Source organism: Roseateles sp. PN1 (assembly GCF_038419725.1).
Classification (GTDB): Bacteria; Pseudomonadota; Gammaproteobacteria; order Burkholderiales; family Burkholderiaceae_C; genus Paucibacter_A.
Window position 1 is genome coordinate 82,063 of sequence record NZ_JBCARA010000009.1, and the last position, 17,659, is coordinate 99,721.

The 17,659-nt window shown below is 62.7% G+C and carries 19 protein-coding genes; 17 read left to right on the forward strand and 2 right to left on the reverse strand.

Annotation, left to right across the window (positions count from 1 at the left end; genetic code table 11):
* Positions 1-189: 189 nt before the first annotated feature.
* Together AABB87_RS14815 and AABB87_RS14820 are read left to right on the forward strand one after the other, a co-directional pair.
* Positions 190-2,088, forward strand: coding sequence for an ATP-binding cassette domain-containing protein (locus tag AABB87_RS14815; RefSeq protein ID WP_341971953.1), 1,899 nt, complete (start codon positions 190-192; stop codon positions 2,086-2,088).
* Between the two features lie 25 nt (positions 2,089-2,113).
* Positions 2,114-2,530, forward strand: a complete 417-nt coding sequence (locus AABB87_RS14820) for a hypothetical protein (RefSeq protein WP_341971954.1) — start codon at positions 2,114-2,116, stop codon at positions 2,528-2,530.
* Between the two features lie 36 nt (positions 2,531-2,566).
* Here AABB87_RS14820 and AABB87_RS14825 read toward each other — a convergent pair whose 3' ends face one another.
* Entirely contained in the window at positions 2,567-3,355 is a 789-nt protein-coding gene (locus AABB87_RS14825; RefSeq protein WP_341971955.1) for a fumarylacetoacetate hydrolase family protein, read from the reverse strand.
* A 38-nt stretch (positions 3,356-3,393) separates the two neighbouring features.
* The gene (locus AABB87_RS14830; protein ID WP_341971957.1) at positions 3,394-4,848 is read right to left on the reverse strand and encodes an aminotransferase-like domain-containing protein; all 1,455 of its coding nucleotides are present in this window, start codon (positions 4,846-4,848) and stop codon (positions 3,394-3,396) included.
* Positions 4,849-4,953: 105 nt separating this feature from the next.
* Here AABB87_RS14830 and AABB87_RS14835 point away from each other — a divergent pair, with 105 nt between their 5' ends.
* The 15 genes from AABB87_RS14835 to AABB87_RS14905 all read left to right on the forward strand — a co-directional run bounded on the left by AABB87_RS14835 (position 4,954) and on the right by AABB87_RS14905 (position 17,649).
* On the forward strand, positions 4,954-5,583 hold the full coding sequence (locus AABB87_RS14835; RefSeq protein WP_341971958.1) for a LysE family translocator: 630 nt from the start codon (positions 4,954-4,956) through the stop codon (positions 5,581-5,583).
* 84 nt (positions 5,584-5,667) lie between these two features.
* On the forward strand, positions 5,668-6,888 hold the full coding sequence (locus AABB87_RS14840) for an aminotransferase-like domain-containing protein (protein ID WP_341971959.1): 1,221 nt from the start codon (positions 5,668-5,670) through the stop codon (positions 6,886-6,888).
* Positions 6,889-6,890: 2 nt separating this feature from the next.
* On the forward strand, positions 6,891-7,739 hold the full coding sequence (locus AABB87_RS14845) for a PhzF family phenazine biosynthesis protein (protein ID WP_341972096.1): 849 nt from the start codon (positions 6,891-6,893) through the stop codon (positions 7,737-7,739).
* Positions 7,736-8,488: an alanyl-tRNA editing protein gene (locus AABB87_RS14850; protein WP_341971960.1), complete on the forward strand. Its 753-nt coding sequence runs from the start codon at positions 7,736-7,738 to the stop codon at positions 8,486-8,488. Before AABB87_RS14845 ends, AABB87_RS14850 begins: the two co-directional genes overlap by 4 nt.
* A gap of 140 nt (positions 8,489-8,628) precedes the next feature.
* Positions 8,629-9,120, forward strand: a complete 492-nt coding sequence (locus tag AABB87_RS14855; protein WP_341971961.1) for a GNAT family N-acetyltransferase — start codon at positions 8,629-8,631, stop codon at positions 9,118-9,120.
* A 63-nt stretch (positions 9,121-9,183) separates the two neighbouring features.
* Complete coding sequence (locus AABB87_RS14860) at positions 9,184-10,095, forward strand: SMP-30/gluconolactonase/LRE family protein (RefSeq protein WP_341971962.1); 912 nt, start codon at positions 9,184-9,186, stop codon at positions 10,093-10,095.
* A gap of 126 nt (positions 10,096-10,221) precedes the next feature.
* Positions 10,222-10,797 carry an ATP synthase subunit I gene (locus tag AABB87_RS14865; protein ID WP_341971963.1) on the forward strand — a complete coding sequence of 192 codons (576 nt, stop codon included), beginning with the start codon at positions 10,222-10,224 and terminating at the stop codon, positions 10,795-10,797.
* Positions 10,798-10,799: 2 nt separating this feature from the next.
* Positions 10,800-11,711 (forward strand): F0F1 ATP synthase subunit A, encoded by a 912-nt coding sequence (gene atpB / locus AABB87_RS14870; protein ID WP_058721791.1) that lies wholly within the window; start codon positions 10,800-10,802, stop codon positions 11,709-11,711.
* Positions 11,712-11,802: 91 nt separating this feature from the next.
* Positions 11,803-12,048, forward strand: a complete 246-nt coding sequence (gene atpE / locus AABB87_RS14875; protein WP_058721792.1) for a F0F1 ATP synthase subunit C — start codon at positions 11,803-11,805, stop codon at positions 12,046-12,048.
* A gap of 38 nt (positions 12,049-12,086) precedes the next feature.
* Positions 12,087-12,557: a F0F1 ATP synthase subunit B gene (locus tag AABB87_RS14880; RefSeq protein ID WP_058721793.1), complete on the forward strand. Its 471-nt coding sequence runs from the start codon at positions 12,087-12,089 to the stop codon at positions 12,555-12,557.
* Between the two features lie 2 nt (positions 12,558-12,559).
* Positions 12,560-13,093 carry a F0F1 ATP synthase subunit delta gene (locus AABB87_RS14885; protein ID WP_058721794.1) on the forward strand — a complete coding sequence of 178 codons (534 nt, stop codon included), beginning with the start codon at positions 12,560-12,562 and terminating at the stop codon, positions 13,091-13,093.
* An 88-nt stretch (positions 13,094-13,181) separates the two neighbouring features.
* Positions 13,182-14,735 (forward strand): F0F1 ATP synthase subunit alpha, encoded by a 1,554-nt coding sequence (gene atpA / locus AABB87_RS14890; RefSeq protein WP_341971966.1) that lies wholly within the window; start codon positions 13,182-13,184, stop codon positions 14,733-14,735.
* A 58-nt stretch (positions 14,736-14,793) separates the two neighbouring features.
* Positions 14,794-15,666 carry a F0F1 ATP synthase subunit gamma gene (gene atpG, locus AABB87_RS14895; protein WP_341971967.1) on the forward strand — a complete coding sequence of 291 codons (873 nt, stop codon included), beginning with the start codon at positions 14,794-14,796 and terminating at the stop codon, positions 15,664-15,666.
* Between the two features lie 56 nt (positions 15,667-15,722).
* Positions 15,723-17,141, forward strand: coding sequence for a F0F1 ATP synthase subunit beta (gene atpD / locus AABB87_RS14900; RefSeq protein WP_058721797.1), 1,419 nt, complete (start codon positions 15,723-15,725; stop codon positions 17,139-17,141).
* 94 nt (positions 17,142-17,235) lie between these two features.
* Entirely contained in the window at positions 17,236-17,649 is a 414-nt protein-coding gene (locus AABB87_RS14905; RefSeq protein ID WP_058721798.1) for a F0F1 ATP synthase subunit epsilon, read from the forward strand.
* Positions 17,650-17,659 lie beyond the last annotated feature (10 nt).

Consider the following 17,659-nt stretch of genomic DNA (forward strand, 5'->3'; position numbering starts at 1 on the left):
ATTCCTTGGCTGAATTGAGCTTTTGCGGCGTCGCTCGCGCCGCGGAGCCCGGCTTTGTCCACCCAGGCTGTGGGTAACTATGGGGATGTCCACTGGCCAATCGTCGGCAGGGCCCTATTCATCGATGTTTTGCTGCTTTGCTCGAAAATGTGGCAGTTTGGCGGGCGGCGTCAACGACAATCGAGGGCTATGGCAGTCCTATCTATCTCCAACGCCCATCTCGCTTACGGCCACGTTGCCTTGCTCGATGGTGCCAATTTCTCGCTCGAAACGGGTGAGCGCGTCGGCCTCATTGGCCGCAACGGTACCGGCAAATCGTCGCTGCTGAAGGTGCTGGCCCAGATCGACAAGCTCGATGACGGCCTGCTGCAATTGCAGCAAGGCCTGACCAGCGTCTACGTGCCCCAAGAACCAGAGTTGCGGCCCGAAGCCAGCATCTTCGACGTGGTCAGCGAGGGCGTGGCCGAGGCCAAGGCCTTGCGCGAGCGTTATGAGATCCACGATCCCGAGGACGACCTGGAGTGGGTGGCCGAGCGCATTGAACACCTGGGCGCCTGGAACTGGGAGCAGCGGGTGGAAGAAACCTTGCAGCGCCTGAACCTGGACGGCACCCGCATTGTGGGCGCCTTGTCGGGCGGCCTGAAGAAGCGCGTGGCCCTGGCCCGCGCCCTGGTGGCCCAGCCCGATGTGCTGCTGCTGGACGAGCCGACCAACCACCTGGACTTGGATGCCATCACCTGGCTGGAAGAGCTGCTCAACGGATTCAAGGGCAGCTTGCTGCTGATCACCCACGATCGCAGCTTCCTGGACAACGTGGCCAATCGCATCGTCGAGTTGGACCGCGGCCAGCTGCGCGGCTATCCCGGCAACTTCGCCGCCTTCACCGCCGCCAAGGCCTATGAGCTGGAAAACGAGGCGCTCTTCAATGCGCGCTTTGACAAGATCCTGGCGCAAGAAGAAATCTGGATTCGCAAGGGCGTTGAAGCCCGCCGCACCCGCAGCGTGGCCCGCATTCAGCGCCTGGAAAGCATGCGTTTGCAGCATGCCGCCCGCCGTGATGTGCAGGGCAAGGTCAAGCTGGACATCGACACCGGCGGCGCCAGCGGCAAGATCGTGGCCGAGCTGGATTGCGTCAGCAAGAGCTACGGCGGCCGCACCATCGTGCGTGACTTCACCGCCACCATTCTGCGCGGCGACAAGGTCGGCCTGGTGGGCGCCAACGGTGCCGGCAAGACCACGCTGCTGAAGATGATTCTGGGCCAGCTCGAACCCGACAGCGGCAAGGTCCAGATGGGCAGCAAGATCAATGTGGCCTATTTCGACCAGATGCGCGATGTGCTGGACCTGGACGCCACCCTGGCCGATACCATCAGCCCCGGCAGCGAGTGGATCGAGATCGGCAACCAGAAGAAGCATGTGAAGAGCTATCTGGGCGACTTCTTGTTCTCACCCGCGCGCGCCAATTCACCGGTCAAGAGCTTGTCCGGTGGCGAGCGCAACCGCTTGCTGCTGGCGCGCTTGTTTGCCCGCCCGGCCAATGTGCTGGTGCTGGACGAGCCCACCAACGACCTGGACATCGAAACCCTGGAACTGCTGGAAGAGCTGCTGGCCGATTACGACGGCACCGTCTTCCTGGTCAGCCATGACCGCCGCTTCCTTGACAACGTGGTCACATCGACCATCGTCAACGAAGGCGACGGCCGCTGGCGCGAATACGAAGGCGGCGTGCAGGACTGGTTGATCCAATCCAAGCGCGCAGCCGCCATCCGCGCCAAGCAGGAGCCCGCCCCGGCGGCGGCAGCTGCTGCAGCGCCTGCGCCAGCACCTGCCCCTGCGGTTTCTCCCGATGCCCTGGTGTCGGCCAAGCCACGTAAGCTCAGCTACAAGGAACAGCGCGAGTTGGACGAGCTGCCCGCCAAGGTCGCGGCCCTGGAGGCCGAGCAAGTGCAACTCAATGCTTTGCTCAACGGCACCGAGCTCTACACCAAGGGTGCGGCGCGCATTGCCGAAGTGACCGAGCGGGCCGCCAAGATCGACGAAGACTTGCTGATGTTGATGGAGCGCTGGGAAGTTCTCGAAGCCAAGTAAACCAAGCACGGGGAAGGGCAAAAGCATGGACTTGCAACAGGAATGGGTGGCACTGCAAAACAAGTTCGAGCAATACGAATTTGTCGCCTGGGCCAACAAGCTCGCGGCCGTGTTTTTGCTCGCTCAGATGAATGCGGGGCGCTTGGTGCTGGCGCTGATTGCCCTGCTGTGGCTGCAAGAGGCCGTGCTCAAGACCTTCCAATCCCGCCTGGGCGAGCGCCTGCTCAAAGTGGAGCAGGGCATGCGCAAGGGCGTGACGGACGCGTTCTCGGCCGGCGCCATGCAGTTGCACAGCGACTGGCTGGCCAGCCGCCCCGGCACGGCTGGCTTGCTGTCGCAAATGCTGCGCCAGTTGCTGCGCCCGACCGTGGCCTTGCCCTATCTGCCGCTGATGCTGTTCGCCTGGTATCGCACCGGTCTGTGGACCGGCATCTGGTACTGAACCGGCGCAGGCAAGCGCAACGCGTTTTAAAGCGCGTTAAAGCGCGATTTGCAATTCACCCAGGCCGCTAAAGCCCAGGCTGAGCTTGTCGCCGGGGTGTAAACCCAGCAAGACCAACCAGGCGCCGGTGGTAACCACCGTGCCGGCCTGGACGCTGGCACCGTTTCGGCTCAGATGGCGCAGCCAAGCCGGCAGCAGCCACGTCGGGTCGCCCAAGGGGTGGCTGCCGCTGGCGCGTAGCGGCGCTTCATCATTGCGTTGAATCCAGCACGACAGCGCCGCCCAGTCGGGTGGTTGCTGAGGATCAAAAGCCTGCCAGGGTCCCAGGGCCAGAGCGCCATGCGACAAGCAGTCGGCCTGGCGCAGCAGCGCCGGCGCCTCACCCGCTTCGGCCCAGCGTGAACTGACCAACTCCGCTGAGACGGCGAAGGCGTCCACCAGCTGCATGGCCTGGGCATGGCTCAGCTGGGCGGCTTCTTGTGCGCTGATGTCAACGCCGATGCGCAGGGCGATTTCGGCCTCGATGCCAGGCGCGCGCAGGCTCAGATCGGCGAAGCTGGCCGGGCTTGTGCGAACGCCTGCAGGCGCCAGCGGCGCATGGCTCAGCTCGCTGCTGCGGCTGGCGCCGCCACTCTTCCAAAACTTTGCGGCCTGTTGGCCTGAGGCCCAGCCCAGGCGGGCGGACAGCTGGTCTTGCACCGCGTAGGCGCTGGCGCTATCGGGCACGCAGGCCGTCCAGTCGGCGGCCGGCAAGACCTGACCGTCGGTCCGGGCCCGGGCCAAGGTTTGCGACAAGTTGTTGAGGCTGTGCGGTGCTTGTGTCATGCGAGTGAGTGTCGCAGCAAGTGCTTGCCGCAAGGGCTTCAGCCGCCACGCTTGCGGCAATGCTCCAGCAATTTCCAGAAATGGGCGTCTTGCGCGGTGGCGTAGTTGATGCGCATCAGCGTGCCGGGTCGGCGCGTCGGGCTGAACAGGGCGCCTGGGGCGATCAGCCAGTTCTCGTTCATCATTTGCTGGGCCAGCTTTTCGGTGTCCATGCCCGTGTCCAGCCAGCCGAACAGGCCGGCGGGCGGCGTCACCGAGTGGCATCCCGCCGCCTCGGCCAGGCGCAAGCTGCGCTGGCGCGCCGCGTCCAGCCGGGTCAGCACCCGCTCGGCATGGCGGCGCAGCAAGCCTTTTTCCAGGCAATGCGCCACGGCGCGTTCCAGCAAGGGGCTGGTGGTGAGCGTGCTGAGCAGCTTGAGTTGGGTCAGCGCCGCGATGCGTGCAGGGCTGGCCGCCACATAGCCGACTCGCCAGGCGGGGGTGAGAATTTTCGAGAACCCGGACACATAAATGGTGCGCCGCAGCCCGTCCAGGGCCGACAGGCGCGGCGCGTGATTGGGGGCTAGAAAGGCGTAGGTGTCGTCTTCAACGATCTGGAAGTCGGCGCTCTCCGCCAGCTTGAGCAATTGGTGGGCCTTGGCCAGCGAGAGCGTGTTGCCGGTCGGGTTGTGCAGCACCGACACGGTGACGTAGAGCTTGGGCGCGTGCTGGGCCACCAGCTGGGACATCACTTCCAGGTCGGGGCCGTCGGCGCCGCGCGGCACCGGCAGCAAGCGCATGCCGGCCTGGCTCAGGCGGGCGAACTCAATCGCCCAGCCGGGCGCGTCCACCAGCACTGCGTCGCCGGGCTGCAGCAGGCTGCGGGTCAGCAGATCCAGCGCGTGAGTGGCGCCCACCGTGCTGACGATTTGCTCGGGTGCCGCTGCGATGCCGAGGTCGCTCATGCGCGCCGCCAGGGCCTCACGCAGGCGGGCGTCACCGGCCGGCTCGCCGTAGTGCAGGGCCAGCTGGGCGCTGGCGCTGCCTTCGTTCAAGACCTTGCGCATGGCGGACTGGATCATGGGCAGATCCAACCACTCGGCCGGCAAGGTGCCCAGGCCGGGCGCACGCTTGGCATCAGCCTGGAACATGCCGCGAATCAGCGCGCTGGCGTCCACCGGCGCCGTGCTGGCGGGCTGTGGGCCGGCGCGGCTGGCCCGCTGGGTGGATGCGAGCGTTTCACGGACAAAAAAGCCGCGTTGTTTGCGCGCTTCCAGCAGGCCCTGAGCCAGCAACTGGTCATAAGCGGCCACCACGGTGTAGGGGCTGACGCCATGCTGGCGCGCGCAGTCGCGCACCGAGGGCAGGCGGCTGCCGGGCAGCATCAGGCGCTGCTGAATGCGCTCGGCATAGCGGGCCGCCAACTGCTGGGCCAAGGGCGTGGCGGATTGGCGTGAGAGGCCATTGGCGCCATGGGAGATCGCCGTTGCCATGCCGCTTGTGTTGGTGTTCATGCCGATACAGATGCGTTTTATGTTCTGAAAAGTGTACTGGTTCTGTGCTGTTGGCGGCAATAGACTGGCAGCAATGAAAGTGCCTCGCCCAAGGAGTTTGTGAGCATGAATACAGAAATGACGCTGGCCGTGATGGGCTTCGCCGCCGTGAGTTCCATCACGCCGGGGCCCAATAACATGATGCTGCTGGCCTCCGGGGTGAACCATGGCTTTCGCGCCACCGTGCCGCATATGTTGGGCATCAGCATTGGCTTTGCGATCCTGATGTTGGCGGCCGGCTTCGGCCTCGGGGCCTTGCTGACCCAGTGGCCCCAGCTGCATTTGGGGCTGAAAGTGGTGGGCATTGGCTATATGGTCTGGCTGGCCTGGCGGCTCTGGCATGCGGAGGCTCCGGCGCAGCCGGGCCAATCCTCGGCCACGGGATCAGCAGCCTCGGCAGCATCGGCCGGGCCGCTGGGCTTTTGGGGCGCGGCGGCCTTTCAGTGGGTCAATCCCAAGGCCTGGATGATGGCCGTGGGTGCGGTGGCCGGCTTCATTGCGCCGCACAGCGGGGCCGGGGCGGTGCTGGTTTTGAGTCTGATCTGCGCCAGCGTCAACCTGCCTTGCATCAGCGTCTGGGCCCTGGGTGGCGCCAAGCTGAGCCGCCATCTGGCCGAGCCCAAACGCCGCCGTGTGTTCAATGCTGTGATGGCGATCTTGTTGTTGGCCAGCATCTGGCCGATGCTCAAGACCTGAGCCGGGCGCCAGCCGGGTGCTCGCAGGCCTCACAATCAAGCATCAATCAAAATTGCCTTTTTGCAAAAATCGGAGACTGTTCAGATGACGACCACGCCCCCTTCGGCCTTCCACCTGGCGCGTCGTGCCGCGCGCATGAACCCTTCCGTCATCCGCGAGATCCTCAAGGTCACCGAGAAGCCTGGCATCTTGTCCATGGCCGGTGGCCTGCCTTCCAGCGACACCTTTCCGGTCGAGGAAATCAAAGCCGCTTGCGACCGGGTGCTGACGCAGAACCCGCGCGAGGCCCTGCAATACGCCGCCAGCGAGGGCTTTGCGCCCCTGCGTGAGTGGGTGGCGGCGCGCGTTGCGTCGCTGGGCATGACGGTGTCGCCCGACCAGGTGCTGGTGACCAGCGGCTCGCAGCAGGGCCTGGATCTGGTGGGCAAGATTTTGTGTGACGCCGGTGCGCCGGTGGCGGTGGAAACGCCCACCTATCTGGGGGCGCTGCAGGCCTTCACACCGTTCGAGCCGAATTTCGTCAGCCTGGAAAGCGACGAGCAAGGCGTCTCGCCCGCCGCGCTGGCGCGCTTGCCGCATGACGCCCCGGGCACGCGCTTCGCTTATCTGCTGCCCAATTACCAAAACCCCACCGGTCGGGTAATGAGCGCACAGCGCCGCATCGACGCGATGGAAGCCGCCCGCACAGCCGGCGTGCCGGTGATTGAAGACAACCCGTATGGCGACCTTTGGTACGACGAGCCGCCGCTGCCCTCGCTGTCCAGCCTGTGGCCCGAGGGCTCGGTCTATCTGGGGAGCTTCTCCAAGGTGCTGACGCCGGGCTTCCGTTTGGGATTCTTGATCGCTCCGCAGAGCCTCTATCCCAAGCTGCTGCAAGCCAAGCAGGCGGCCGATTTGCACACGCCCGGCTTCAACCAGCGCGTGGTCTACGAGGTGATTCGCAATGGCTTCCTTGACGAGCATGTGCCCAAGATTCGCGCGCTTTACAAGGCCAACCGCGATGCCATGGCCGAAGCGCTGAAGCAGCATCTGCCGGCCGGTTGTGAATACCAAACGCCCAAGGGCGGCATGTTCTTCTGGATCCGCCTGCCGGAAGGCTTGGATGCGATGGATTTGCTGCCCAAGGCGGTGGATGCGGGCATTGCCTTCGTGCCCGGCGCGGCCTTCTATGCCCAGGCGCCGGATCCGCGCGCGCTGCGCCTGTCCTTTGTGACGCTGACGCCGCCGCAGATCCACGAGGGTGTGGCCATTCTGGGCCGGGTCTTGCGTGAAGCTCTGGACGGCGCGATTGAACACGCGCCATGAGTTTGCAAACGCGCAGATTCGCTCAAGTTGATGTGTTCACGGCCATGGCCTTGCGGGGCAATCCGCTGGCCGTGGTGATTGACGGCGAGGGCCTCAGCGACGCCGCCATGGCCGCTTTTGCCCGCTGGACCAATCTCAGCGAAACCACCTTCATCCTGCCGCCCACCGATGCGGCCGCCGATTACCGGGTGCGCATCTTCACGCCCGGCGGCGAGCTGCCTTTCGCGGGCCACCCAACCCTGGGCACGGCGCATTGCTGGCTGGCCAACGGCGGTGTGCCCAAGACCAAGGGCATGCTGGTGCAGGAATGCGGCATCGGTCTGGTGCGCGTTAAGCGCCAGGCTGACCGCAACAAGGAGCGCCTGGCCTTTGCTGCGCCAGCGCTGCGCCGCAGCGGGCCGGTCGAGCCGGAGCTGCATGCCCAGGTCTTGCGTTCCTTGCGCCTGAGTGCCGAAGATGTGTTGGACGTGCAGTGGGTCGACAACGGCCCGGCCTGGATGGCCGCACGCCTGAAAAGTGCCTCCGCCGTGCTGGACTTGAAGCCGGATTTTGTGGCGATGCAAGGGCTCAAGCTGGGCGTCGTCGGTGCCTACCCCTCGGGCTCGCCCCAGCAGTTTGAGGTGCGTGCCTTTGTGCCTGATCTCGGTGTGCCAGAGGACGCCGTCACCGGCAGCTTGAACGCCGGCCTGGCCTTGTGGTTGCAAGGGGCAGGTCTTGCCCCGGCCAAATACATTGCCGCGCAAGGAGCGGCGCTGAGCCGTGCCGGCCGGGTGCATGTGCAGCGCGAGGGTGATGAGGTCTGGGTCGGCGGCGATGTGACGCCCATGATCGAAGGCGTGGTGCGCTTGTGAAACACAGCGAGGCGCTGTTCCGTGAGGACGCGCAGCTGCGCGAATGCGGCGCCACGCTGCTGCGGATTGACGAGCGCGGCTTGCTGCTCGACCGCACGGTCTTCTATCCCCAGGGCGGCGGCCAAGCTGGCGATTCGGGTGAGCTGCTGCTGCCCGATGGTCGCGTGCTGGTGTTGGCCGATACGCGCAAGGGCAAGGATGAGGGTGGGCGCGGGGGCGATGAAATCTTGCATCTGCCCGCCGCCGGGCAAGAGGCCTTGCTGGCCGAGTTGAGTGCGGGCCAGCCTGTCTCGGCAAGGATCAACTGGGAGCGCCGCTTTGCCCATATGCGTTTTCACACCGCTACCCATCTGCTGTGCGCTCTGGTGCCACAGCCGGTGGACGGCTGCTCCATCACGGCCGGCTACGCTCGCCTGGACTTCCATATGAGCGAGCCGCTGGACAAGGACGCCTTGACCGCCGGCCTGGCGCGCTTGGTGGCTGAGGCGCATCCGGTGAGTCAGCGCTGGATCAGCGACGCCGAGCTCGATGCCAACCCCAGCCTCGTGCGCAGCATGAGCGTGCAGCCGCCGCGTGGCTCCGGCCGGGTGCGCTTGCTGGAGATTGCCGGCGTTGACTTGCAGCCCTGTGGCGGCACCCATGTCAGCAACACGGCCGAGATCGGCGCTGTCATCGTGACCAAGCTGGAGAAGAAAAGTGCGATGACCCGTCGGGTCGTTCTGGGCTTTGCCCAGGAGGGCGAAGCCTGAAGCACTTTTCTTCGGGGAGCACTCATATCCGCGCAGCGGATGTGGGTGATCACCAAAAGATGACCGGCATGATCCGCAGCGGCGCTGAAAATCGCGCTGACCCTGGCGCTCGCTGCGGCGCTATGTAAACTGTGCGCCTCATGGCCAGCCCCGAAATACAACTCGTCACGCCCGATTCCGCTGAGGCTTGGGCTTTGGTGCGCGATATGTTGCGCGACTACCAGGCCAGCTTGTCGGTGCACCTGGGCTTCCAGGATTTCGACCAGGAATTGCTGGACTTACCCGGCCAATACGCCCCCGAGCCTGGTGGCTTTTTGCTGGCGCTGGTGGACGGTGCGCCCGCGGCTTGCGGTGGCTTCCGGCGCTTGGCCGATGTTGACTACGCCAATGCCTGTGAAATGAAGCGCCTCTATGTGCGCCCGGCATTCCGCCGCTTTGGCTTGGGGCGCATGCTGGCCCAAGGCTTGATCGACGCGGCCCGGCAGTCGGGTTACTCCGTGATGCTGCTGGACACTCTGGACGATATGGAGGCGGCACGCGGGCTTTACGAAAGCCTGGGCTTTGAGTCCATCCCGCCTTATTACTTCAACCCGATTCCCGGCGCGCACTATTTGAAGGTCGAACTCGACTGAGTGAGTCGGTTTCACGCGGTTACCACCGTAGGATGGCGCTTTGCTTGTTGCGAGCCTCCAGCCATGTCCGCCAGCCCTGCGCCCTATCTGATTGAATTGGCTCACGCCACACCCGCCTCCCTGGGGGAGTCGCCGCTGTGGGACGCGGCCACGCAAAGCCTATTCTTTGTAGACATTCCCGAGCGCCGGGTACTTCGCCTGCGGACTGAGACCGGCGACTTGCGCCATTGGCAGCTCGATAGCGAACCCGGCTGCATCGCGCTGATCGAGGGTGGTGGCTTGTTGCTTGCGCAGCGCAATGGCCTGTGGCGCCTGGATCCCGAAACCGGGGTGCACACCCAGCTGGCCGCCGCACCTTTCGATAGCGCGGCCCAGCGCTTCAACGATGGCAAGCCAGATGCGCAGGGTCGCTTCTGGGTCGGCACCATCGATGATGCGCGCCTGCCGCACGCTGGTTTGTATCGTTATGCCGGCGGCGCCATCACGCGCATGGCCGAAGGCATCGTCACCTCCAACGGCTTGGCCTGGAGCCCGGATGCGTCGCGCATGTATTGGTCAGACACCAAGGCGCATGAGATCTATGCACTGAGCTTCGATGCCCAGGCCGGCAGCATCGGCGAGCGCCAGTTGTTCGCTAAGTTCCCGTCGCGAGTGGCTGAGCAGCCTTTGGAGGCTTATGCCGGCCGGCCCGATGGCGCCGCAGTGGATGTGGAGGGCTGCTACTGGGTGGCGATGTTCGAGGGTCAACGGCTGTTGCGGCTCTCGCCTGAGGGTGCGGTCTTGAACGATATTGCGCTGCCTGTGCGCTGTCCGACCATGCCTGCGTTCGGCGGCGCTGACCTGCGCACGCTCTACATCACTACGGCGCGCGCGGGTCGTCCGACCGAGGAGTTGGCGGCCCAGCCCTGGGCCGGCTGCGTTCTGAAAATGCGCGTCGATGTGTCTGGCTTGGCGCCGAACCGGGTCAAGCTCTGAGGCTTGAGTTGGGCCAAAACGGCGCTGTGAAGCGCCTGGCGGCGTTCGGCCTGAGCAGTCGGCTCTAAAAATCCTCGGGTTTGCCCATATAATCTTTGGGTTTTGCCGACAGGCGTTCCGAAAGTCATGGGTCAAAACCAAGTGCCGAATAGCAGTGAAGGCCGTGGTGGCCATGGCAGTAGGGGGCTTGTAAGCCAAGGAGTGCAAACTCCCTCGCTTGATCCGAAGTCATGGCCGTCTTGGGATGATGAGGTCGAGCCAGAGTCTTTCAAGGTGCTGTCGCGAGAAGAAGCGCAGGCCTTGCGAGTCAAACACCCGCCGGTGTCACCCTGGCGAGTGGTCGCAGCGCAAGCTGCGGTGGGCGTGGTGATGGCAGTGCTTTGGGTGTTGTTCACCGGGCAGGCCAGCAAAGGGTGGTCGGCGCTTGCGGGCACGGCTACCGTGGTTTTGCCAAATGCCTTGATGGCGTGGGGCATGACCGGGCTCTCCAGAGGGATTCCAGGCGCTGAGGCGCTGGGCTTCATGTTCTGGGAGTTGATAAAGATTATGTCGAGCGTTGCCATGTTGGCAGCGATCGTGGTTTGGATGCCTGATCTGAGTTGGCCGGCGTTGCTGGTGGCTTTGGTCGGGTGCTTGAAGGTTAATTGGTTGGCTCTGCTTTGGCAGGGTCGGTTGAAACAAGTACAGCGGGACGGTATCTGACGATGGCAGCCGAAGAGCACGCACAAGTTGCACAACAGCACGCGCCGAACGCGGGCGAATACATCCAGCACCATTTGCAGCACATGCAAATGAACTTCTCGGGTGAGATGGTCAAGCAGACCGACATCGTTGACTTCAGCCTGTTCAATCTGGACTCGCTGATTTATTCGGTGATCCTGGGTCTGATCGGTTGCTTCGTGCTTTGGCGCGCCGCCCGCAAGGCCACCTCCGGCGTGCCGGGTCGCTTCCAAGCGGCTGTGGAAATCTTGTCCGAAATGGTCGAGAACCAAGCCAAGGGCGTGATCCACAATGCCACCAGCCGTAAGGTGATTGCACCTCTGGCGCTGACCGTGTTCGTCTGGATCTTCCTGATGAACTTCATGGACATGCTGCCGGTTGACCTGCTGCCTGCGCTGTGGGCCAAGATTTACGGTGGCATGGGCCACGACCCGCACCACGCTTATATGCGTGTGGTGCCGACGGCCGACTTGTCCACGACTTTGGGCTTGTCGACCAGCGTGTTGGTCATGTGCTTCTTCTACAGCATCAAGATCAAGGGCATCGGCGGCTGGACGCATGAGCTGCTGGCCGCGCCTTTCGGTGACAAGTGGTTCCTGTATCCGGTTAACTTCCTGATGCAGCTGATCGAGTTTGCAGCCAAGACCGTGTCTCACGGTATGCGGTTGTTCGGCAATATGTTCGCTGGCGAGCTGGTGTTCATGTTGATCGCGCTGATGGGCGGGGTCTGGGCCTGGGAGTTGAACCCCTTGTCGGGTGGCTTCTGGCTGGGCCTTGGCCATCTGGTGGCCGGGACCGTGTGGACGCTGTTCCACATCCTGATCATCACCCTGCAGGCCTTCATCTTCATGATGCTGACCTTGATCTACACCGGCCAGGCTCACGACTCTCACTGAGTTGGCGGCACTGACTGATTGCTGATCACGTATTTCCCTAGTTTTACCTTTCTTTTTTCTTTTCTTTCTTAAATCCATTCAGGAGCAAATCATGGAAAACATCCTCGGTCTCGTCGCGCTGGCTTGCGGTCTCATCGTTGGTCTGGGCGCTCTGGGCGCTTCTATCGGCATCGCGCTGATGGGTGGCAAGTTCCTGGAATCTTCGGCTCGCCAGCCTGAGCTGATGAACGAACTGCAAACCAAGATGTTCATCTTGGCTGGTCTGATCGACGCTGCCTTCCTGATCGGTGTGGCTATTGCTCTGCTGTTCGCATTCGCCAAGCCTTTCGCCATCTAATTGATGCGCCAACCTTTCACGGTTGAAAGGATCGTGCTGTGAATATCAACGCAACCCTGTTCCTGCAAGCAATCGTCTTTGCGATTCTTGTGTGGTTCACCATGCGCTTCATCTGGCCTCCCATGATGAAGGCCTTGGATGAGCGCGCGCAAAAGATCGCCGACGGCTTGGCCGCGGCCGACAAGGCCAAGGCCGAGTTGGCTAACGCCAACAAGAAGGTCGACGAGCAATTGGCACTGACCCGTGGCGAAACCACCAAGCTGCTGGCCGACGCTGAAAAGCGCGCCGCTGGCATCGTGGCTGCTGCCGCTGGAATCGCCGAAGAGAAGGCTGCCAAGATCGTGGCTGACGCGCAAGCCGAAGCTGCGCAGGAGTCCGTGCGTGCCCGTGAGGTTCTGCGTGAGCAGGTCGCCGCATTGGCCGTCAAGGGCGCCGAGCAGATTCTGCAGCGTGAGGTCAATGCCAGCGTGCATGCCGAATTGCTGGGCCGTCTGAAGACGGAGCTGTAATCATGGCAGAGCTCGCAACCATTGCCCGCCCGTACGCTGAAGCGCTCTACCAAGTCGCTCAGAAGCACGACGTCAAGGCTTGGGCTGACAAGCTCGATGTGCTGGCTGCAGTGTCGCAAGACGCCGATCTGCGCCAGTTCGCCGACAGCCCCAAGTCAACGCCTGAGCAGGTGCTGGCCGTTCTGACGGCCGCCGCCAAGCAAGACCTGACCCCCGAGCTGCAGAACTTTCTGCAGGCGGTGATCGCCAACGGCCGGCTCACTGCCTTGCCTGAAGCGGTGGCACAGTTTCATGTGCTGGCCAATGCGGCTGCGGGCGTGGCTGATGCGCATATCTACAGTGCCTACGCCATCGAACCGGCCCAGTTGGCCGAAGTGATGGTGTCGCTGGAGAAGCGTTTCGGTCGCAAGCTCTTGCCACAAGTCACGCTCGAGCCCTCACTGATTGGCGGTATCCGTGTGGTGGTGGGCGACGAGGTGTTGGACACCTCGGTCAAGCACCGTCTGGAACGCATGAAAGTGGCGCTCACCGCCTAAGGGCGAAACGAGCGCGACGCCGACACCTAACCGTTCATCCCTGCGTCGGGCACTGGCAACAGTGGCCCGGCCAGGTGGGAGCCTCGCAATGAATTTGAATCCTGCAGAAATTTCCGAACTGATCAAGAGCCGTATTGAGGGTCTTGGCGCTTCGACCGACGTGCGCAACCAAGGTACGGTTGTGTCCGTGTCCGACGGCATCTGCCGCATCCACGGCCTGTCCGACGTGATGCAAGGCGAAATGCTGGAGTTCCCCGCCGGTGCCGATGGTCAGCCCACTTATGGCCTGGCCCTGAATCTGGAACGCGACTCGGTCGGTTCCGTGATTTTGGGTGCTTACGAGCACATCTCCGAAGGCGACACCGTCAAGTGCACGGGCCGCATTCTGGAAGTGCCGGTTGGTCCCGAGCTGATTGGCCGTGTGGTCAACGCCCTGGGTCACCCCATCGACGGCAAGGGCCCGATCAACGCCAAGATGACGGACGTGATCGAAAAGGTCGCTCCCGGCGTGATCGCCCGTAAGTCTGTGGACCAGCCTGTGCAAACCGGCCTGAAGTCCATCGACTCCATGGTGCCCGTTGGCCGCGGCCAGCGCGAGCTGATCATTGGTGACCGTCAGACCGGCAAGACTGCCGTCGCGATCGACGCCATCATCAGCCAGAAGGGTCAGAACATGACCTGTATCTACGTCGCCATCGGTCAGAAGGCGTCGTCGATCAAGAACGTCGTGCGCGCTCTGGAAGCCAACGGCGCGATGGAATACACCATCGTCGTGGCTGCTTCGGCCTCTGAATCCGCTGCGATGCAGTACGTGTCGGCCTACTCGGGCTGCACGATGGGCGAGTACTTCCGCGACCGCGGTCAAGACGCGCTGATCGTGTATGACGATCTGTCCAAGCAAGCTGTGGCTTACCGTCAGGTTTCGCTGCTGCTGCGTCGTCCTCCAGGCCGTGAAGCCTACCCTGGCGACGTGTTCTATCTCCACAGCCGTCTGCTGGAGCGTGCAGCTCGCGTGAATGCCGACTATGTCGAAGCTTTCACCAAGGGCGAAGTGAAGGGCAAGACCGGTTCTTTGACCGCGCTGCCAATCATCGAAACCCAAGCCGGTGACGTGTCCGCTTTCGTTCCGACCAACGTGATCTCGATCACCGACGGTCAGATCTTCCTGGAAACCAGCCTGTTCAACGCCGGTATCCGTCCCGCGATTAACGCCGGTATCTCGGTGTCGCGCGTGGGTGGTGCTGCTCAGACCAAGCTGATCAAGTCCCTGTCCGGCGGTATCCGTACCGACTTGGCCCAGTACCGTGAACTGGCTGCGTTCGCGCAGTTCGCTTCCGACCTGGACGAGTCCACCCGCAAGCAGCTGGACCGCGGTGCTCGCGTGACCGAGCTGCTCAAGCAAGCTCAGTACTCGCCCCAGCCGATCAGCCTGATGGCTTCGACGCTGTACGCGGTGAACAAGGGCTTCATGGACAGCATCGACGTCAAGAAGGTTCTGGCTTTCGAACACGGCATGCATCAGTTCCTGAAGACCAGCCACGCCGCTCTGCTGGCCAAGCTGGAAGCCGACAAGGCGATGGACAAGGATGCTGAAGCCGAGTTGAACGCCGCCATCACGGCCTTCAAGAAGTCCTTCGCTTAATGCCCATGACGGGGCGGCTCACGCAAAACTGAACCGCCCCATCTGAACAGGAGAAATCATGGCATCAAGCAAGGAAATTCGCGGCAAGATCAAGTCGGTCGAGAACACCAAGAAGATCACCAAGGCCATGGAAATGGTCGCGGCTTCGAAGATGCGCAAGGCCCAGGAGCGCATGCGCTCTGCTCGTCCTTACAGCGAGAAGATCGGCAATATCGCCGCCAATCTCGCCCAGGCCAATCCCGAGTACCAGCACGCTTTCCTCGTCCAGAACGAAGGCGCCAAGGCAGTCGGTTTTGTCGTGGTGACGACGGACAAGGGCCTGTGCGGTGGTTTGAACACCAATCTTCTGCGCGCTGCGACGACCAAGTTGAAAGACTTGGAAGGCGAAGGTCAAAAAGCTGAGGTCGTTGCCATCGGCAACAAGGGCCTGGGCTTCATGAACCGCATCGGCGCTAAGGTGGTGGCTCAGGTCACGCAGATGGGCGATCAGCCGCATATCGACAAGATCGTCGGCCCGGTCAAGGTGTTGCTGGACGCGTATGTCGAGGGCAAGCTCTCGGCCGTCTACCTCTGCTACACCAAGTTCATCAACACGATGAAGCAAGAACCGGTGGTTCAGCAGCTCTTGCCGCTGAGCGCCGAAGGCATGAAGACCGGTGGCGGCCAGCACTCGTGGGATTACATCTACGAGCCGGACGCGCAATCCGTGATCGACGAGCTGATGATGCGCTACGTCGAGGCACAGGTCTACCAAGCCGTGGCAGAAAACATGGCGTCCGAGCAATCGGCACGCATGGTGGCGATGAAGGCTGCGACCGACAACGCCGGCACCCTGATCGGTGAGCTCAAGCTGGTCTACAACAAGACCCGCCAGGCTGCCATCACCAAAGAGTTGTCCGAAATTGTCAGCGGCGCGGCCGCTGTGGGCTGATCTCAGCCCCCAGCACGCTCCAGCAATAGCTACGAATACTGATTGAAGGAAACGATATGTCGAACACTCAAACCAACGCCGTTGGCAAGATCGTTCAGTGCATTGGCGCGGTGGTGGACGTGGAGTTCCCCCGCAACCAGATGCCGAAGATCTATGACGCGCTGAAGATGGAAGGCTCCACGCTGACGCTGGAAGTCCAGCAACAGCTGGGCGATGGCATCGTGCGTACGATTGCTCTGGGTTCGTCCGACGGCCTGCGCCGCGGCACCCAAGTCTTCAACACCGGCGAGAACATTCAAGTTCCGGTCGGCAAGGCGACTCTGGGCCGCATCATGGACGTGCTGGGCGCGCCCATCGACGAGCGTGGCCCCGTGGCTCAGACGCAAATCGCGTCGATCCACCGTCAAGCTCCCGCTTACGACGAACTCAGCCCCTCGCAAGAGCTGCTGGAAACCGGCATCAAGGTGATTGACTTGATCTGCCCGTTCGCCAAGGGCGGCAAGGTGGGTCTGTTCGGTGGCGCCGGCGTGGGCAAGACCGTGAACATGATGGAACTCATCAACAACATCGCCAAGGCCCACAGCGGTCTGTCGGTGTTCGCTGGTGTGGGTGAGCGTACTCGTGAGGGTAACGACTTCTATCACGAGATGGCCGATTCGGGCGTCGTGAACCTCGAGAAGCTCGAAGACTCCAAGGTCGCCATGGTTTACGGCCAGATGAACGAGCCTCCAGGCAACCGTCTGCGCGTGGCCCTGACCGGTCTGACCATCGCCGAGTCCTTCCGTGACGAAGGCAAGGACGTGCTGTTCTTCGTGGACAACATCTACCGCTACACCTTGGCCGGTACCGAAGTGTCCGCGCTGCTGGGCCGTATGCCTTCCGCCGTGGGTTACCAGCCTACGCTGGCCGAAGAAATGGGCCGCTTGCAAGAGCGGATCACTTCGACCAAGGTCGGTTCGATCACGTCCATCCAGGCCGTTTACGTGCCAGCGGATGACTTGACCGACCCCTCGCCTGCGACGACTTTCGCCCACTTGGATTCCACCGTTGTGTTGTCGCGTGACATCGCTTCGCTGGGTATCTACCCCGCCGTGGACCCGCTGGACTCGACCTCGCGTCAGCTGGACCCGAACGTGGTCGGCGAAGAGCATTACCTGACCGCCCGTGGCGTTCAGCAAGTGCTGCAGCGCTACAAGGAACTGCGCGACATCATCGCGATTCTGGGTATGGACGAGCTGTCGCCTGAAGACAAGCTGGCCGTGAGCCGCGCTCGTAAGATCCAGCGTTTCCTGTCGCAGCCTTTCCACGTGGCCGAAGTGTTCACCGGCTCGCCCGGTAAGTACGTGCCTCTGAAGGAAACCATCCGCGGCTTCAAGATGATTGTTGCTGGCGAATGCGACCACCTGCCTGAGCAGGCCTTCTACATGGTTGGCACGATCGACGAGGCCTTCGAGAAGGCCAAGAAGCTCGGCTAAGTTGCCGCAGTGAGTGCAGCTTGAGCGGATCGGTCGGTGGCAACACCTGCTGATCCCTTCAAAGCCTCACTTGTTCACTCAAAGGAAGATTGAAATGGCAACTATCCATGTGGATGTGGTCTCCGCCGAAGAGCAAATCTTCTCCGGCGAGGCCAAGTTTGTTGCATTGCCGGGTGAGAGCGGTGAGCTGGGCATTCTGCCTAAGCACACGCCCTTCATCACCCGCATCAAGCCCGGTGCTGTGCGCATCGAGAAGGCTGACGGCGGCGAAGAGTTTGTCTTCGTGGCCGGTGGCATTCTGGAAGTGCAACCTGGCCGGGTGACCGTGCTGGCCGACACCGCGATTCGCGGCAAGGACCTGGACGAAGCCAAGGCCATCGAAGCCCGCAAGATCGCGCAAGAAGCCATGAAGAACGCCAAGTCGGACATCGACTTCGCTGCCGCTCAAAGCGAATTCATGGCGATGGCTGCGCAGATCGCTGCGTTGCAGAAGTTCCGCAAGCGTTAATCCAGTTAAC